Here is a 14,181-nt window from a genome sequence, read left to right as displayed (position 1 = left end):
GCGATCAGCCATAAGATCAACGAGCGATATGAGTCGTTTTATAGAACATTAAAATAGGGATTAGTCTGCTCTATCAGCCATGACTTGACAGTGTCATCAAGAAGTGGGGTCAGCGTCCTTAAAACCCATTCGTGGTAGCTTCTAAGCCATACCTTTTCTTGCTCATTAAGCAAAGGAGGCATAGTCAGCTTAAAGTCCATTGGCACCGCGGTTAGGGTGGCAAACGTTAAAAATTCCCCGCCATCTTCTTGGGTCGTAAGCTTCACGATCTGATTAGTGTTTTCTATGCGTATGCCGAACCTGTCTTTCAGGTAGTATCCCGGCTCGATTGTAATAAGAGTATCCGCCTGTAAAGCGTTGTCACTTGACGGTTTTCGGCTGAAATTATGCGGGCCTTCATGCACCCCCAGGAAACTGCCTATGCCGTGACCTGTGCCATGATCATAATCCAGCCCCACCTGCCAAAGATATTGCCTGGCCAGGCAATCAATCTGATATCCCGTTGTCCCCACAGGGAAAACAGCGCTGGCTAAGGCTATATGTCCCTTAAGCACACGGGTATAGGCATCTTGCTCTTCTACAGCGGGCCAATTAAAGCACATGGTTCTGGTCATGTCTGTCGTACCGCATCGGTACTGCCCGCCTGTATCGAGAAGAAAAAGGCCAGTGCGAGATAGCCCTTCTCCACGGCCAGCGGTCTTATAGTGTACGTTTGCGGCGTTTTTCCCAAAAGCAGCTATGCAAGAAAAGCTGTCGCTGACATAAAGGTCGCTTTTGGCCCGCAGCTCGGCAATTTTCTCTGATACGTCTTTTTCAAAAACATTAGCGCCGTCAGCCATTTTCTGATGCAGCCAAAACAACAACGAAGTTATTGCTACGCCATCCAAGATATTGGCTTTACGCGCTCCATCAAGCTCATTCGCATTCTTTATGCTTTTGAAACTTTGAACTATGCAAGGCCTGTACACCGTTTCTGCAAAACCTAGCTGAGCTTTTATAGAGTACGGAGTATTGCTGGGGTCGATTAGTATCTTTCCTTTAAAGCTGTTCAAGTCGGCCAAAATTTGAGCGGAGGGATACGTTTTTAAGTCAGAAGAAGACGCGTCGGTATATATTTTGTAAGAACCGTCATTAAATACAACCATTCTGGCAAAAGCCACAGGCGTGTGCTTAAGGTCGCGCCCCCTTATGTTCATAACCCAAGCCACATCGCAAGGGTTTGATATGAAAATGGCTTCACAATGCTGTTGATTCAGGTGCTCCGCGATTCGCGAAAGCTTTGACTTTGAGCTTTCGCCAGCATATTCAAGTGGATGCTCACAGATTTGACTTGTTTCCAGTGGTGGGCGGTCTTTCCAAAAATGATCAACTAAATTGTCAATCAGCTCTATCTTTCTCTTTTCGCCGACGGACTGTATTAGGTTTTCAACTTCATTTATCGAATGAAGCTTGGGGTCTAAGGCTATCTTGCCGATCAAATTAGCTGCTATCCAAGCGAATGGAGAAACTTTTTTTATATTATGAACGGTCCAAATGCTGTTACCTAACAGTTCTTGAGCAGCTAAAATGTATCGTCCATCAACGAACAGCGCGGCGATTTTCTGCGAAACCACGATATAGCCGTAAGAAACATCCAATCCGGTTAGCCAGCTAAATACCTGATAGTGCGGAGGAACCTCTTCGCTGAAATACTCGTCCCCATGACGCAAGATGACCGCATCAACACCAGCCTCTGACAGAAAGTTCCTGACTTGGTTAAATTTGCTGGGCACTAGCTTCAGCGCTTAGATCACTATTTAGAATCGACAATATCACATCACCGTCTTAGTGTGTATATACACGTTATGTTAGAATGTATGGCATGATAAAGTACCGCTTTATACTGATCATCTCGGCCGTATTGACTTCTTGCTGTGTGCCTAAAGATGGTCAAGCTAACAGAAAACCGGTAAGCGAGCCAATTCGCGGGATATACGTTGGTTCAGCACATAATGCTTATTCAGTGATCGCGACTGCCAAAAAGGTATCGGCTAATGCAGTTGTTATCAATGTTAAAAATGAACTCGGCCAAGTTATATGCAACGACAAAACTAAAGCGATGGTTAGGCTTTTAAAACAGCATGGGATATATCCAATCGCCCGTATAGTTTCTTTCATGGATCCTTCCACGCTAGATTGATACCACGCCTTGCGGTTCGTAATAAAGAGAGCGGTAAGATCCTGCAGGATAAGGAAGGTATGGTCTGGCTAAACCCTTATGAAAAAGAAAATTGGCTGTATTTGGTAGATATAGCAAAGATGGCAGCAAGAGCTGGTTTTCTGGAAGTGCAGTTTGATTATGTACGTTTTTCTGCGTACAACGATAAATATGCCGACTATGGCAAGCTAGCGCAAACAACCTCAAAAACAGAAATAATCGGTCAATTCTTTGATTTCGTAATGCAGCAGTTAGGGCCTCTAAAGGTTAAAGTTTCAGTAGATGTATTTGGGTGTGTTATTCCAGACACATTGGGTGAGGATACCATTAAGGCTGCGGCGAGAACTGGCCAAAATTATAAGCTTATATCGGAAAAGGTGGATATCATATGTCCGATGATCTATCCGTCTCATTATCGAGATGGTTTAATGGGAATAGATCGCCCAGACCTAGAACCGTATCAGGTAATATATAGAGTTTTACAAAAGGCGATTGAGGTTAAGCAACAAGACAATAAATCAAAAGCGATTATACGCCCTTGGCTGCAGGCATTTACTGCAAGTTGGTTGCATGTTCATTCATACCAAAAATACAACAATAAACAAATTGATCAACAAATGCAGGCTGCAGTTGATGCAGGGGTAAACGATTGGTGCTTTTGGAACCCTGCGGCCAAGTATATAAAGTGCTCTGTTAATTACAAAGGTTTGCGGCCTCATTAATTACCTGATCCCACATTGCGAATATCTCGTCTGAATTAAACCTGGTCACTATTTGTTTTGCGTTGCCGGACAGGCGCTGTCTTTGTTCGCGGTCCTCAATTAATTCAATCATTAGGCTGGTTAAAGCATCTACGTTTCCTACTGTAAACAGTCGACCGTCGATTTTATCCCTCACAACGTCGATATTGCCTGAGCAATTAGATGCAATAACCGGAAGGCCGACCGCCATAGCCTCACACAAAGCGTTGGGAAAGCCTTCGTAGCGCGATGGAAAAACAAACATATCTGCTTTTTGCAGAACGCCATACACATCGGAAGTAACGCCAGGCAAGAAAACCTTATCTTGAAGATCTAGGGAAGTTATAAGATTCTCAAGGTTAACCCTATCATCTCCATCACCATAGATGGTTAAGTGGATCCCAGGATATTTGGTGACCAGTCTGCTAAATGCCTTAACCAAAGTTTCAAAGTCTTTCTGAGGGCTACATAATCGCCCAACTGATATTATGCTACATACTGCTGAAGATACGTGTTTTTTTGTGAAGTTAGGAATTAGTACTGCGTTTGGTATTACGCTTACATTATTAAGATAGTAAAAATAGTTTTTAGCAGATTCCGTTTGAACCACAACTTTGGAAGCTCTTGGATAAAATAGTGTACGTAACCATTGATAGATTCTGGGAATATGATGATCGCCAGGGAAAATGCGCTCGGACACAACGACTGGTACCTTAAGACCTATGCTAGCAATTAAAGTGGTGATATTTGTAACTTCTACAAAAGAAATCACCAGGTCTGGGGCCAAGGCTTTTAGCGCTTTTCTTAGGCAAAATGTGCGTTTAGCGATATTCTTTAAACGCTTTAGGCAAAAAGTGTCTTCCCTAAGTTGATCCAGCTGTATTAGGTTTATGTTTGGGTCGAGCGGATAAAAAGGAACCGTCCCTGCGGGAGAGAAAGTTACAATCGACACTTCGTTGTTTTTCGTTACAAAATGGTTGGCCAGCCCTGAAAGGACCCTCTCCGCACCTCCTGATCCAAGCGATGAGATAACAAAAACTATCCGCACCAAGAGCCACCTTATGCATCTGACCATGCAGCATAGTCACAGTTTGTTTATGAAACAATTTTAAAATAGACCTCATTTAGGTATAAAGTTGGCTTGAGTTCAGGCTTTAACGCATGAGTTATACAGTCCGTTTTGCCCCCAGCCCAACCGGCATGTTGCATGTAGGGAACATTCGTGCGGCGTTGCTGAACTATTTGTTCGTCAAAAGCCATAACGGAAAGTTCATCCTTCGCATAGACGACACCGACCGAGAAAGATCACGCGACGAGTATGCCAGCGCAATAAAGAATGACCTTGTTTGGCTTGGGATTTGCTGGGACGAGACATTTTGCCAGTCATCCAGGATAGACGCCTATAACAATGCTTTTGGGCGTCTTAAGGAGCTAGGCCTGGTATATCCATGCTATGAATCCAAAGAAGAGCTAGACCTCAAACGCAAGATTCAGCTTTCTAACGGCAGGCCGCCGATATACGACAGATCTGCCCTTAAGCTAAGCGACGCGAAGAAAAAAGAGCTTGAGCAGGGTGGAATCAAGCCTCATTGGCGATTCAAGCTGGCGGATGCTGTCGTGTCCTGGGATGATATGATATATGGTCATATCGAGTTTTCACCCGGTAATACCAGCGACCCGATTATAGTCAAGTCTGACGGCAGTTTTGTCTATATTTTTGCGTCGGTTGTCGATGATATAAACAGCAAAATCACCCACATAATCCGTGGCGCAGACCATATAGCCAACACCGCGTCACAGCTGCATCTTTATAAAGCGCTTGGCGGAGACACATCTGCGATTAAGTTTGGTCATTATCCCTTGCTGCGCGATATAGGGGGCAAAGAGCTTTCCAAGCGTCTTTCTGTGCTTAGCATAAATACCTGGCGAGAAGAAGGAATTGAGCCTATGGCGGTAAACAGCCTGTTGGCCAAGCTCGGGACCTCTGATCCCATAGAAATTCGCCATTCAATGAGTGAGCTAATTAAAGAGTTTGATATATCAAAAATCAGTAAAGCTGAGCCGAAATTTGACGATAAAGAAGTATACAAGCTTAACCACAGCCTTCTGTCTGACATGCCTTATAAAGACGCAAAATTACGACTTAGGTCTGTTGGATTGGACAGCTGCAGCGAAGATTTTTGGTTACTAATTCGCGGTAACATAGACCTGATTAAAGAGGCCAAAGCGTGGTGGGACGTTATATATGGCGACATTGCTAAACCAGCCGGGATGTCCTCGGCCGACAAAAGCCTACTAAAAACAGCCTTAGATTTGCTTATGGAAAACGCCCCTGCTTATCAAGCAGATTGGGGGCGGTGGTTTGCCGACATAAAGTCGCAAGCGCAAAGATCTGGGCGCGAGCTATATACGCCGATACGTTTATGCTTGACCGGTCAGGAACATGGGCCTGAGCTTAAATCCATGTTAAAGCTAATGTCATTGGATTTAGTAAAATCCCGACTGCAGGCTGGCGCGAAATGAGCAAGCTAACCATACATAATACTTTAAGCAACAAGACAGAGGTCTTTGCCCCACTTGACCCTGATCATGTGCGTATGTATATCTGCGGGCCGACTGTCTATGACTTACCGCATGTAGGCAATGCGCGCCCAGCGGTTGTTTTTGACGTGCTGTTTCGTCTCCTGCGTCACCTTTATCCTAAGGTCACATATGCAAGAAACATTACGGATATCGACGACAAAATTAACAACCGCGCCAGAGAGATGGGCATTTCTATCAGGCAACTGACTGATGAGACGTTAAAGAATTACCAAAACACTATGGCTTGCCTTGGTCTTTTATCGCCAACTTATGAACCGCGGGCAACTGATCACATACCCGATATGATCGGTATAATAAAAAAGCTAATGGAAAAGGGCCATGCATATCTGGCCGAAAGTCACGTGCTTTTTCGTGTTTCAAGTGATCCGCTTTATGGCAAATTGTCAAACAGAAATACAGGCGAGATGATTGCAGGCGCTCGAGTTGAAGTCGCACCTTTTAAGGAATCTCCGCTTGATTTTGTGTTGTGGAAGCCGTCTGTTGGCGATGATCCCGGTTTCGACAGTCCCTGGGGGTATGGCCGACCAGGATGGCACATAGAATGCTCTGCCATGAGCGCCAAATACTTATCGGATACCTTTGATATTCATGGCGGCGGTCAGGACCTGATATTTCCGCATCATGAGAACGAGATGGCGCAGTCTCGGTGCGCCTCGGGCAAGCCTTGCATGGCAAAGTACTGGGTACATAATGGCATGCTGCTTGTTGACGGAAAGAAGATGTCCAAATCTCTTGGCAATATCGTCACAGTCAGTTCAGCTTTGAAGAAATACAGCGGCAATGTGCTGAAGTATTTCATACTGTCTACGCACTACTCAAAAACACTCGATTGGACTGACAGCGGGCTGGCACAAGCGCAAGCCACCTTTGATCGTCTAGTAAACGCTGTAGACGGCTTGGATGGTATGTGTGACAACCCAAAGCTTGATAACTGCGACCCGATTGTACTGGCATTATGCGATGACCTGAACACCTCAAAGGCGCTTACGCTGATGGTGGGGCTTGCTAAGCAAATCGGGCAAGGTGGTAATTCGGAAGAGAAGTCCGGGTTGACACAACGCTTGAGTGCAGCAATGCAGTTGCTGGGGTTCACTGCAGGTACTAAGCGCGCGAGTCAAATAACCGAAGATCAGTTGAAAGAAATCAACGATCTAATCAATAAGCGGACCAAAGTACGCGCTCAAAAGCAGTTCCACAAGTCCGACGAGCTCAGAGACGTACTAAAAGAACGCTTCGGCATTACAGTCAAAGACAATCCAGATGGTACGACAGATTGGGGGTTTGAGTAAGACCTGCGCCGCCTACTTATTTTCCAAAGTGCACAAGAACGCGTCTGTGTATCGGAATAGTATAGCTTGCGAAATTTGCGTCAGCTTAACTTAAATAAAAAGACCCCCGCTGCAGAGGCAACGGGAAATCTTGTGTGATCACGTTCAGATATAGCGACAGCCTTGTTTATAAACTGACGCCAGCCAGCGTGGGTTTATATATTATTTAATCTAAACCCACAGTCTCAACGCTTTCAGGAATAGCGCCTTCTTCAATCGTTATCGGTTGAGAGCCAGGCTCAAACTCTACGATGCTTAGACTGCCGCATCCTTCAAAACATCCCTCCTCGATCCTTTCTACACTGGATGGAAGCCATATAGATGCCAAAGAAGAGCAACCGCTAAAGGCAAAGCTTCCTATCGTTTTCAGTTGAGAGTTAGGCTTAAACTCTACGATGATTAGACTGGTACAATCTTTAAAACACTTTCCCTCGACCCTTTCTAAGCTAGACGGAAGGCATATAGATGCCAGAGAAGAACATCCGGAAAAGGCCCCTTCTTCGATCGTTCTTATTCGAGAGCCTGATCCAAACGTTAATCTGCTTAGGCTGCGGCATTCCACAAAACTTACGTTGCCAAGCCTCTCTACGCTGGACGGAATGCATATAGATGCCAGAGAAGAACATCTATTGAAGGCGAAGCCTGATATTGTTTTCAGTTTTGAGCCCGATCCAAACATCAAGCTGCTTAAACTTTGGCATCCAACAAAACTCGCACTGCCAAGCATCTCTACACTGGATGGAATGCATATAGAAGCCAGATAAGAATAGCGAAAGGCGAATTCTTCGATCGTTTCCAGTCGAGAGCCTGATTCAAACGTTACGGTTAGACTGTCGCAAAGCTCAAGACATTTTTCGCTGATCGTTTTTATACTTGCTGAAATGCATATGGATCGCAAGCTATGCCTACCACCACCATCAAACGTATTAAAGCCATTTAATGTACGCACCTCACAAACTTCCCCACCTATACTAATGATATTTCTAAGGAGCCAAGTGGGACCTGTAGCTGCCGATCTGGCGCTAACACCTCCGCTTCCATCCTCTTGGTAAGAAGTTCTATCTATAATATACCCAGGATTTGCAACTCGCCCACAACTTGCAATTTCAGGGACAAGCAGCGTAATTGCCGATGCTATCATTGCAATCTTTTTCATAATTTCTCCTTAACGATTGGTTAACTAGCTATACACATAATGCAAAATTATGCTTTTGTCAAATTATTTTTTTGCTTATTTTAAGATTGTTGTTGAAATCTACATGAAATTTGGCTTGGCAATGGGGCTCGGCAAGGTTTGATACAAAATCTCGATCTGCACTTGATAATAGTATTTGAGAATATTTTATGTAGTAAATCGCACGATCTGCATCGGCCAGCCTGAAAAAAGTCCCTCCCCGGCCATAGAACGGCGGGGGCTTGGTAATTACATGCAATGGATGCTGGGTCAGCTTTGTTTATAAACTGATGCCAAACTGCTTGCGTTTATTCCCTTCCTGGTATAGGAAAAGGACACCCGTTAACTACGGTTTCTGCAGGAATGGCGTCTTTTCCGATATCTGCCAATCGAGAGCCTGATTCAAACGTTACGCTGCTTAGACTGCGGCAGTTTAAAAAACACTTTTCTCCTATAGTTTCTAAACTGAACGGAATGCATATAGATACCAGAGAAGCACACCCAGAAAAGGCATCATATCCGATCTTTTTCAGATGTGAGTTTTGCTCAAAGATTATGAATGACAACGCATCTCGAAGAGCATTGCGAAAACATTCAATGCCGATCGTCTCTATACTAGACGGAAAGTATACGGATCCAGAACTTGCTGTATTACGACCATTTTTTGCTAGCGCATATAATACTCCATAGACCTCTCCACCTATACAAATTCGATCTCTTGTAAGAATCCTACTGGGGTAAAAGGAAGCGGTAACCTTAACAACTTTGCCTTTTTGGTAATAATCAGCTCCGTCTAAGGTAAATCGCATACAGTTTTCAAGCAACGTATTGTCAACTCTGCATTCTTTGTAAGAATCAGTTCTTCGCATACAATTTGCGATTTCAGGGATAAGCAATGCTACCACTGATGTTATTATAATCTTTTTCATAATTTCTCCCGATTAAGAATCTAATGAACGCATATATGACATAATATTATACTTTTGTCAATCTATTTTTTTGCTTATTTTAAAATTATTGATGGAATCGGCCTAGAAACTGGCTTGGTAGTAAGGCTCGGAGGATTAGTGGCAAAGTTGAATTGCACAATTTGCATTTGATAATAGTATCTGAGGATATTTGATCTAGGAAACCACGCACTTTGCGTCGGGTTTTAGATCAAATAAAAAGCCCCTCCCCCGTTGTAGAGCCGGCAGAGGACCTTGTGTGATTACGTTCAGGTATGGCGTCACTTGGCGTTGATTTAGTTGAGGCGCGCACGTTTTCTGACTATAAAGAAAAAAACTAGAAATTTTGGTAAAAATCTGTGCCAGCTTAACCTGAATAAATTCGCGTACAATTTATGATCTTTAGATGCTTAGAAGGTTTAATGACGACTACAGGGACTTATCTAAGAGAGCTATGCTGATTAGGCGTAGTAAAAATTTGCATCAGCACATAAAGTTTGCATTAACACATAAAAAAAGACCTCCGTGACAAGCACGGAGGTAATTAAATAAGGAGAAAAAAATGAGAAAGAAAAAATCACTACTCTATTGCAGTGATAGAAACACGGTTTTGACGCCAGAACTCTTCCTTAGAATCAGAACCAGCACCTCTAACCTCGATCGGCTTATCTTTACCGTAGGAGATGACAGTAATCAGATTAGCCGGGACTCCATGCGCGACAAGAAAATTCCTGACCGCATTAGCGCGACGTTCACCCAAGCCGAGGTTATACTCCCTTGTTCCACGCTCGTCGCAGCGCCCTTCAATGACAACACGCCCAATCCTTTTATGCTGCAGCAACCACTCAACTTGACGAATCAAGGTGGCCTGCGATCCATGGGTTAAAGCTGAGCTGTCAAACTCAAAAAATACTCTATCGCCAGCTGTGGCAACAAAACTGCCAGCAGCCCCCTTTGTAAACCCAGCGGCAGAAGGTCCCCCGCCTATACCAGCGTTTTCACCTTCACGATTAGACTGACATCCCATTAACAACGACGCCGCCAATAATAAACTTACTCCAGTGTATTTCATAACAACTCCAAAAACTAACTTACGAAACTTACATAAGCAAAATTTAGCACTAAATTCGCTACTTAAACGATAATAAAAAGCAATAATGTAAACTGTTAGTTACGTTGCGCCTACAACATGTTGCAAAAATGGCCCACTTGGTAAAATTATGGTTTAATCTGGAAGCCGGGCAATCACGCGCCTAACTCGCCGTAAGTCGGAATCAACGACCTCAAAAGTAATGCCTGAGTGATGATTAAAAATCTCCCCAACAGATGGGACTCTGTTCGCAATTGAAATTATCAAGCCGCCAACAGTTTCTACATCAGGAATCCTGCTGTCGTCTGAGGTCTCTACAAATTTAGTTGACAAGGCCTTTTCTGCTTCCTCTATGGGCGTTCTTGCATCGATCAGATACGACCCGTCCTGCTGTTGAACCAAAGCCGGAGCAGTAGCCACTTCATCGTTTTGCTGAATACTTCCAAGCACCTTAAGTACGACCTCCGCAAGTGTTACAAGGCCGTCTATGCCCCCAAACTCATCAACCACCAGCATAAGACGCTTTCCTGTAAGACGCATTTGTTCCAAAAGCTCATCCAGCTTAATGCTGGGGGCTATAAAGGCGGCTTCCTGGATAATAGTGCCGATATCGAATTTCTTTGGACTGAAGAAAAACTGCAGAATATCTCGGATACTTACAACACCAACGATATTATCTAAATTATCCTTATAAACTGGTATTTGCGATTTAGAAGCACCAGAGAAGGTTTTGACTAAATTTGCAAAGCTTATATCGTACTCGACCGCGACGATTTCCGCCCGGGGTACCATTATGTCTTCAGCGGCCAGATCTCGCAAACACAGAACGTTGCTGAGCATTAGCTTTTCATTAGGGTTAATCTCTTCGCCTTCCGGGGTAGTTTCCTCCATAAAATCGTCCAAGGCCTCATTGACGATGTCTTTGTTGCTGGGGTGGCTTTTGGAAAAAATGTTTTTGATTTTATTGAACAATGGCTGCATCTCTATCGCCCCTTAAGCTTATACGGATTCGCGATTGCCAAATCGCCGAGGATCTCGACCTCTTTGCTTTCCATCAAATTTGCGTCGTCTTCTGTATTGTGGTCATAGCCAAGCAAATGCAACAGGCCGTGTATGGCCAGATGTGCCGTATGATCGCTTAGAGATTTTGCCTGCTCTTGGGCTTCTTTTTTTATTGTATCTATCGACAAGGCTACGCTGCCTAATCCCTTTGGAACACCCTTAAAGTTATGATTTTGAAAAGACAGAACGTTAGTTGGCTTGTCTTGGCTGCGGTAGGTCTTATTAAGCTGTCTTATGATATCATCGTCTGCCAGCAGGAAATCCAGAAACCTATTCTCAAAGCCGTCCAAACCAAGATGGCGCACTGCAAGCGAGATCGCTTTACGTAGAAGGTCGGACACCTCTTTAGTGTTCCACTGAGGGGAAACAGATCTGACCGAAACTTCCAAGCTTTCGGCCTTAAATTCGATACATTCAGAACTGTCTTCCGGCATACGACAATAAAACTATGTTAAGCATATTATCAGAACTTATATCAAAGTTCCACTGAGGCTGTGTTTATCTAGACTTGCTATGTGAACCTGCCGCGTGTGGCCGATAAGGCCTTCATCAGAGTCGATATAAACGGGCTGATTGTATGGCGTTCGGCCGATTACTTGGCCATCGTAACGGCCAAATCGCTCAAACAGCACGGGCTGAACGCTGCCAACGCTTTCGTTGTTAAAATCTTGCTGCTGCCGGTCTAAAAGATCTTGCAACGCTGCAAGCCGCTGCTCTTTAACTTTCTCTGGCACCTGGTCAGGCATACTTTCCGCAGGAGTATTGGGACGCGGACTGAATTTGAAATAATAGGATTTGGCAAATTTAATCTGCTTGGCTAAGTCGATAGTAGCCTCAAAATCTCCGTCAGTTTCGCTCGGGAAGCCTACGATAAAGTCAGACGAGATTGCTATTTTCGGGCAGACGTCACGTAACTGGGCGATTATGTCGGTGTATGAACTGCAGTCATAGTGGCGATTCATCATCTTCAAAACCCGATCGGATCCTGACTGTATGGGAAGGTGCAATGCCGGCATCAAGGCCGGCACACGACCAAAAGCTTCAATAAGACGCTTAGACATATTGCAAGGATGTGAGGATAAAAACCTAATGCGCGATATTTCGGGATATTTAGCTACTTCTTCTATTAAATCTACAAGGTCAAGTTTATTGCCGTTGGCGTCCATGCCATCGTAAGCATTAACGTTTTGTCCCCCTAAGGTGATTTCCTGTACGCCATTTTGTATAAGCAGCTCTATTTCCTCTTTAATTCCAGCCAGAGGCCGAGAATACTCTGTTCCGCGGGTTTTAGGCACTACGCAGTATGAGCAAAAGTTCTTACACCCCTCTTGCACTGTAACAAAAGCGCAAGGGCCAACATGGCTCATACCAACTGAGCTGAAGCATTTGAATTTTTCTTCATTATGCAAGCCAGTACTTACTATGGGCGCATATTTACGGCCAGCTTTTTGTTGAACTTGTATTGATTCGATCGCTTCTGGCAGCTTATGCGCAGATTGCACGCCCATAACTATGTCAACATTACCAGAACGTCGGACTATCTCACCGCCAAGTCCTTGTGCTATACAGCCGGTCACAACCGTTACAAACGGTAAGCCTTCCTTAAGGCGCTTATCCCTGATCTCCTTCAAGCGGCCTATGTCAGAAAACAGCTTTTGATCGGCCTTATCGCGTATATGGCAAGTATTGAATATCACAACGCCGCAAGCCTTATCCTGGCAGCTGTCCACCTGATGAAAGTTGTTACGAATCAGCAGCGATATGATCTTGTTCGAATCATATACATTCATCTGACAGCCGTAGGTCTTTATCCAAACGCCTTTATACATCTGCTTATAAAACGTCTCTAGACTAGGTACTTAAAATTAAATACTGCAGCGCTTAACAAGTGCTTAAAGCAAAAAACTTCATCCATATAATTTCCTTTCAGCAAAGCTGTTTAAAGCAATTTATATCTTAGTTAAGCCTCAAGTTCATTACGCAATTGCAAAATGATTTCCTCAAGCTCTTGCTCGCTGAGTTTGTTTATATCAAAAGGCTTATCAGTTTTCTTTCGGTCCAAAAAACCGCAGATTTTACCGATAAGCTCTTTCGCTTTAATGGCAGAGGCCAAGTCATTATTATCAAAGGCCAATTGATATATCTGTTGAAGATCGCTAAGCGTTTTATCAAGCTCACTTAGCTTATTAGCTTGCCTTAAAGGCTGTTTAGTGTTTTTCATATGTAGTTTAAGGAATTAAAAAAATTACTGAATGCTGGCCGTCTGTGTCAAACACAGACAGCCACCATCCGAGACAATCGCCAAAGCGCAATAATGCGCGCAAAAGCAGGATTAGTGTACGCTCACCGGAATAAGATCGCTTAAGCAAACGGCTTGTACGGCCGAATCCTTGGAATTACTGCTGCCAAGGTTAGATCCATCGGCAGCATATATAGAGAATTTGTCGCCTTGGACTGGCTTTATGTAAGCCACTACACTAACGCCCAAAGTCGCAAATTCTCGCTCTGAGATTTTTCTCAACCAATCCTGATTTTCCGTCAGCATAGCATTCACCTATCTAACTGACACTTCTTTGGCCGATGCTTCGCAAGCTTTCGATGTAATCGCTTTTAGTCCTCTGCCGTCATTGGACTTTATGGCTATTTTGCGAACTTGCGATGCGATTTTTGGACGTACTAAATTGATATGCAACAGACCATTATCAAAGTCTGCGCTGGATACTTCTATCCCCTCTGCCAAAACAAACGAGCGTTGGAACTGGCGCGTTGCGATTCCGCGATGCAAATAGACTCTGTCCGCATCGTCGCTCTGACCGCCTTTGACCGTAAGCTGGTTGTCTTCCATAGAGACCTCAAGACTGTCTGAGCTAAAGCCAGCTACCGCCAGGGTTATGCGAAAGCCCTGATCGCCAATCTGCTCTATGTTATAAGGGGGATACCCCTCACTTGAAGATTTTGATAATTGATCGACCAATCTTTCGAAATGATCGAAACCTAAAAACAACGGACTATCAAACAAAGAAATTCTAGACATAATCA

General features: G+C 44.1%; 15 protein-coding genes. 4 read left to right on the top strand and 11 right to left on the bottom strand.

Going from position 1 to position 14,181, the window contains the following annotated elements; genetic code table 11:
- Window positions 1-38: 38 nt before the first annotated feature.
- The gene (locus tag LBL30_02415; GenBank protein MDR1031957.1) at window positions 39-1,772 is read right to left on the bottom strand and encodes an aminopeptidase P family protein; all 1,734 of its coding nucleotides are present in this window, start codon (window positions 1,770-1,772) and stop codon (window positions 39-41) included.
- 89 nt (window positions 1,773-1,861) lie between these two features.
- Between LBL30_02415 and LBL30_02410 the strand changes: the two genes are divergently transcribed.
- A complete protein-coding gene (locus LBL30_02410) occupies window positions 1,862-2,179 on the top strand; it encodes a putative glycoside hydrolase (protein ID MDR1031956.1) in 318 nt (105 codons plus the stop codon).
- On the top strand, window positions 2,176-2,919 hold the full coding sequence (locus LBL30_02405) for a putative glycoside hydrolase (GenBank protein MDR1031955.1): 744 nt from the start codon (window positions 2,176-2,178) through the stop codon (window positions 2,917-2,919). The genes LBL30_02410 and LBL30_02405 overlap by 4 nt, the downstream gene beginning before the upstream one ends.
- On the opposite strand, the gene LBL30_02400 is transcribed toward LBL30_02405, so the two are convergent.
- A complete protein-coding gene (locus LBL30_02400) occupies window positions 2,891-3,985 on the bottom strand; it encodes a glycosyltransferase family 4 protein (GenBank protein MDR1031954.1) in 1,095 nt (364 codons plus the stop codon). The two genes, LBL30_02405 and LBL30_02400, sit on opposite strands and share 29 nt — an antisense overlap.
- A gap of 113 nt (window positions 3,986-4,098) precedes the next feature.
- On the opposite strand from LBL30_02400, the gene gltX reads away from it, so the two are divergent.
- Window positions 4,099-5,460 (top strand): glutamate--tRNA ligase, encoded by a 1,362-nt coding sequence (gene gltX / locus LBL30_02395; GenBank protein ID MDR1031953.1) that lies wholly within the window; start codon window positions 4,099-4,101, stop codon window positions 5,458-5,460.
- Window positions 5,457-6,830, top strand: coding sequence for a cysteine--tRNA ligase (gene cysS, locus LBL30_02390; GenBank protein ID MDR1031952.1), 1,374 nt, complete (start codon window positions 5,457-5,459; stop codon window positions 6,828-6,830). The genes gltX and cysS overlap by 4 nt, the downstream gene beginning before the upstream one ends.
- 205 nt (window positions 6,831-7,035) lie before the next feature.
- Here cysS and LBL30_02385 read toward each other — a convergent pair whose 3' ends face one another.
- From LBL30_02385 to LBL30_02345, 9 genes are all read right to left on the bottom strand, one after another.
- On the bottom strand, window positions 7,036-8,025 hold the full coding sequence (locus LBL30_02385) for a leucine-rich repeat domain-containing protein (GenBank protein MDR1031951.1): 990 nt from the start codon (window positions 8,023-8,025) through the stop codon (window positions 7,036-7,038).
- Between the two features lie 326 nt (window positions 8,026-8,351).
- Complete coding sequence (locus LBL30_02380) at window positions 8,352-8,972, bottom strand: leucine-rich repeat domain-containing protein (GenBank protein ID MDR1031950.1); 621 nt, start codon at window positions 8,970-8,972, stop codon at window positions 8,352-8,354.
- Between the two features lie 598 nt (window positions 8,973-9,570).
- The gene (locus LBL30_02375) at window positions 9,571-10,062 is read right to left on the bottom strand and encodes an OmpA family protein (GenBank protein ID MDR1031949.1); all 492 of its coding nucleotides are present in this window, start codon (window positions 10,060-10,062) and stop codon (window positions 9,571-9,573) included.
- Between the two features lie 153 nt (window positions 10,063-10,215).
- The gene (locus LBL30_02370) at window positions 10,216-11,061 is read right to left on the bottom strand and encodes a CBS domain-containing protein (protein ID MDR1031948.1); all 846 of its coding nucleotides are present in this window, start codon (window positions 11,059-11,061) and stop codon (window positions 10,216-10,218) included.
- Between the two features lie 2 nt (window positions 11,062-11,063).
- The gene (ybeY, locus tag LBL30_02365) at window positions 11,064-11,576 is read right to left on the bottom strand and encodes an rRNA maturation RNase YbeY (protein ID MDR1031947.1); all 513 of its coding nucleotides are present in this window, start codon (window positions 11,574-11,576) and stop codon (window positions 11,064-11,066) included.
- A 36-nt stretch (window positions 11,577-11,612) separates the two neighbouring features.
- Window positions 11,613-12,971: a tRNA (N6-isopentenyl adenosine(37)-C2)-methylthiotransferase MiaB gene (gene miaB / locus LBL30_02360; protein ID MDR1031946.1), complete on the bottom strand. Its 1,359-nt coding sequence runs from the start codon at window positions 12,969-12,971 to the stop codon at window positions 11,613-11,615.
- A 131-nt stretch (window positions 12,972-13,102) separates the two neighbouring features.
- A complete protein-coding gene (locus LBL30_02355) occupies window positions 13,103-13,363 on the bottom strand; it encodes a hypothetical protein (GenBank protein MDR1031945.1) in 261 nt (86 codons plus the stop codon).
- A gap of 111 nt (window positions 13,364-13,474) precedes the next feature.
- Window positions 13,475-13,687 (bottom strand): DUF1150 domain-containing protein, encoded by a 213-nt coding sequence (locus LBL30_02350; GenBank protein ID MDR1031944.1) that lies wholly within the window; start codon window positions 13,685-13,687, stop codon window positions 13,475-13,477.
- Between the two features lie 9 nt (window positions 13,688-13,696).
- Window positions 13,697-14,176: an Hsp20 family protein gene (locus LBL30_02345; GenBank protein ID MDR1031943.1), complete on the bottom strand. Its 480-nt coding sequence runs from the start codon at window positions 14,174-14,176 to the stop codon at window positions 13,697-13,699.
- Window positions 14,177-14,181: the final 5 nt, after the last annotated feature.

The sequence above is a fragment of the Holosporales bacterium genome, from assembly GCA_031263535.1.
Lineage (GTDB): Bacteria > Pseudomonadota > Alphaproteobacteria > UBA3830 > JAIRWN01 > JAIRWN01.
This window is presented reverse-complemented; position numbering and strand designations above follow the sequence as displayed.

What these genes read in the sequence shown, in the direction of transcription:
- LBL30_02410 (MDR1031956.1), top strand. Translation starts at nt 1,862, where the DNA reads ATGATAAAGTACCGCTTTATACTGATCATCTCGGCCGTATTGACTTCT.
- gltX (MDR1031953.1), top strand. Translation starts at nt 4,099, where the DNA reads ATGAGTTATACAGTCCGTTTTGCCCCCAGCCCAACCGGCATGTTGCAT.
- cysS (MDR1031952.1), top strand. Translation starts at nt 5,457, where the DNA reads ATGAGCAAGCTAACCATACATAATACTTTAAGCAACAAGACAGAGGTC.
- LBL30_02385 (MDR1031951.1), bottom strand. Translation starts at nt 8,025, where the DNA reads ATGAAAAAGATTGCAATGATAGCATCGGCAATTACGCTGCTTGTCCCT.
- LBL30_02380 (MDR1031950.1), bottom strand. Translation starts at nt 8,972, where the DNA reads ATGAAAAAGATTATAATAACATCAGTGGTAGCATTGCTTATCCCTGAA.
- LBL30_02375 (MDR1031949.1), bottom strand. Translation starts at nt 10,062, where the DNA reads ATGAAATACACTGGAGTAAGTTTATTATTGGCGGCGTCGTTGTTAATG.
- LBL30_02370 (MDR1031948.1), bottom strand. Translation starts at nt 11,061, where the DNA reads ATGCAGCCATTGTTCAATAAAATCAAAAACATTTTTTCCAAAAGCCAC.
- ybeY (MDR1031947.1), bottom strand. Translation starts at nt 11,576, where the DNA reads ATGCCGGAAGACAGTTCTGAATGTATCGAATTTAAGGCCGAAAGCTTG.
- miaB (MDR1031946.1), bottom strand. Translation starts at nt 12,971, where the DNA reads ATGTATAAAGGCGTTTGGATAAAGACCTACGGCTGTCAGATGAATGTA.
- LBL30_02355 (MDR1031945.1), bottom strand. Translation starts at nt 13,363, where the DNA reads ATGAAAAACACTAAACAGCCTTTAAGGCAAGCTAATAAGCTAAGTGAG.
- LBL30_02350 (MDR1031944.1), bottom strand. Translation starts at nt 13,687, where the DNA reads ATGCTGACGGAAAATCAGGATTGGTTGAGAAAAATCTCAGAGCGAGAA.
- LBL30_02345 (MDR1031943.1), bottom strand. Translation starts at nt 14,176, where the DNA reads ATGTCTAGAATTTCTTTGTTTGATAGTCCGTTGTTTTTAGGTTTCGAT.